The sequence below is a fragment of the Candidatus Dadabacteria bacterium genome (assembly GCA_026706695.1).
Taxonomy (GTDB): Bacteria; Desulfobacterota_D; UBA1144; order Nemesobacterales; family Nemesobacteraceae; genus Nemesobacter.
Map to the genome: position 1 here is coordinate 1 of JAPOYE010000071.1, position 2,343 is coordinate 2,343.

General features: G+C 51.8%; 3 protein-coding genes. 2 read left to right on the forward strand and 1 reads right to left on the reverse strand.

Annotated elements, in window-relative coordinates:
• Window positions 1-139 precede the first annotated feature (139 nt).
• Window positions 140-1,450, forward strand: coding sequence for a tRNA (N6-isopentenyl adenosine(37)-C2)-methylthiotransferase MiaB (miaB, locus tag OXG10_05145; GenBank protein ID MCY3826749.1), 1,311 nt, complete (start codon window positions 140-142; stop codon window positions 1,448-1,450).
• Between the two features lie 18 nt (window positions 1,451-1,468).
• On the forward strand, window positions 1,469-1,945 hold the full coding sequence (locus OXG10_05150) for a bifunctional nuclease family protein (protein MCY3826750.1): 477 nt from the start codon (window positions 1,469-1,471) through the stop codon (window positions 1,943-1,945).
• Here OXG10_05150 and OXG10_05155 read toward each other — a convergent pair whose 3' ends face one another.
• The gene (locus OXG10_05155) at window positions 1,946-2,176 is read right to left on the reverse strand and encodes a hypothetical protein (protein ID MCY3826751.1); all 231 of its coding nucleotides are present in this window, start codon (window positions 2,174-2,176) and stop codon (window positions 1,946-1,948) included.
• Window positions 2,177-2,343: the final 167 nt, after the last annotated feature.

Sequence of the window (2,343 nt, forward strand, 5' to 3'; positions counted from 1 at the left end):
CAAAATCCCGACCCCCTTTGTTTTAAGGGGTTTTGGTAGATAGTGGGAATCGCTGGACGCTACTGGAATTTTCTTTTAGAAAAGCTCGTCTCGCCTTTCTTGATACTTATATTCCCATGCGTTAGGATTTCCCTTAGCCATGAAGACCAATACCCTTTACCTTGAAACCTACGGTTGTCAGATGAACGAGTATGACTCGGACAGGATACAGAACGCCCTCGGCGCCAGTATCACCGAAAACCCAAAAGAGGCCGACATAGTTATCGTAAACACGTGCGCCATACGGGAAAAGGCCGATCAGAAGGCCCTCAGCAGCCTTGGGCGCTTCAAGCACCTTAAGGCAAAAAACCCGGAGCTTATAGTCGGCGTGTCCGGGTGCGTGGCGCAGCTCTACGGAGAGGAACTCATCCGCAGGATGCCGCATCTTGATTTCGTGCTCGGACCCAGGGCAATTCCGCAACTCCCGCGGCTTATAGAAGAGATAAAAGAGAAGAAGTCAAGGCCCGTTGAGACGTCCTTCGACGTGCAGGAGCCTTTCGACATCCTCTCCTACCACGAGGAGGGAAAACCCACGGCATTTGTGTCCATACAGCAGGGATGTAACAAAAAGTGCGCTTACTGCATAGTGCCCACGGTAAGGGGCTCCGAGGTTAACAGGCCCCTCGAGGACATAATCGCCGAAGCCCGGCACCTTATCGCAAAGGGAGTGAAGGAAATAACCCTCATAGGACAGACGGTGAATTCATGGAAACTCGGCGGGCTTAAGTTCGGGGACCTGCTTCGGGTGCTCGGGGAGCTTGACGGTCTTGAGAGAATAAGGTTCACGACTTCTTATCCGAGAGACATAACGAAAAAAATGGTGGAGGCAATGGCAGACGTGCCCAAGGTATGCCGTCATATTCATCTGCCCGTGCAGTCGGGCTCAGACAAGGTGCTGAGGCTCATGAACAGGACCTACACAAGGAACTGGTACTTAGATTCCGTTAACAGGCTCAGGGACGCCATGCCGGACATAGCCGTGTCTTCTGATATAATAGTAGGGTTCCCCGGGGAAACAGAAGATGACTTCGAGGAGACGATGAGCCTTGTCGAAGAAGTGGGGTTCGACAGTTCCTTTTCATTTAAATACTCACCGCGCCCCGGAACGGTGGGGGAGGAGCTTTGGAGATCAGGAGAAAGGGTGGAAGACTCGACGGCAGGCCAGAGGCTCGCGCGCCTTCAGGAATACCAGCGGGCAATTACTCTTGCGAAGAACGCACAGAGGATAGGCAAATCCGAGCAGGTGCTGGTTGAGGATGCGAGCAGAAACGACTCCTCGTGGCTTTCCGGGAGAACCGAACACAACAGGATAGTCAATTTTCCCGGAGAAAAAGAGCTTATCGGAAAAATGGTGGACGTAAGGATAACTGAAGGACTTGCGAATTCGCTTAGAGGACAATATCTGAATTAACACAGGGAGGGAGAAAAAATGTTTCTTGAGATGAAGGTTTCCTGCATAGTCGCCGACCCGTTTACCGATATGCCCGTCGTCATTCTGAATGAAGAGGAAGGGGAAAGAAGTCTTCCTCTCTGGATAGGATTCGAGGAGGCAAGCGCCATAGCAATGGAGATCAAAAAAACTCCGAGACCAAGACCCCTCACCCACGATCTTCTGAAAAACGTAATCGCCGCCACAGGCTACGAGGTCATTGAAATAGAGATCACGGAACTACGGGAAAACACCTTTTACTCCCGCCTTCGCATTAAAAAAGACGGAGAGGAACTCCTGGTGGATTCCCGCCCGAGCGACGCCATAGCGATAGCGCTCAGGACCGGGTGCCGTATCATGGTCGACGAAGAGGTGATAAAGGCCGCTCTCAGCGTAAAAGTCGGGGATAAGGGCCAAAGCGCGGGCGATGTCCTCGAAGACATACCGGATGAGGATTTCGGCAAGTACAAGATGTGATCAGCGGTTGCGGAGCATATACTCATCAAGGAATTTTCCGTCTCCCTCGATCACGTCGAAAACTTCCCCGCAGCGGTCACACTCTATGTTGATTCGCTTCGGCGGGTAGCTTATCCCGCAACTCATCACGAACCAGCCGAAAAGAGAATACCTCTGCTTCGGAACCACCCACGGATCCCCAACGGAGTACCCGCAGGCGCAGACCCTTGCGTCCCGCGCCTGAGTACTCATTCGTAAACCATGTGTGCGCTGGTTTCCGCCCCCACTCTAGCCCGCATATCTCATAAAGGGGCAGGAAAAAGGCCGTTGTTTGTGTTATAATAAAGTTATTGCAGCAACTTAAAACACAAGGAGACAACGGCCTTATGAGTACACAGTGTAACACGAAACAAATTGAA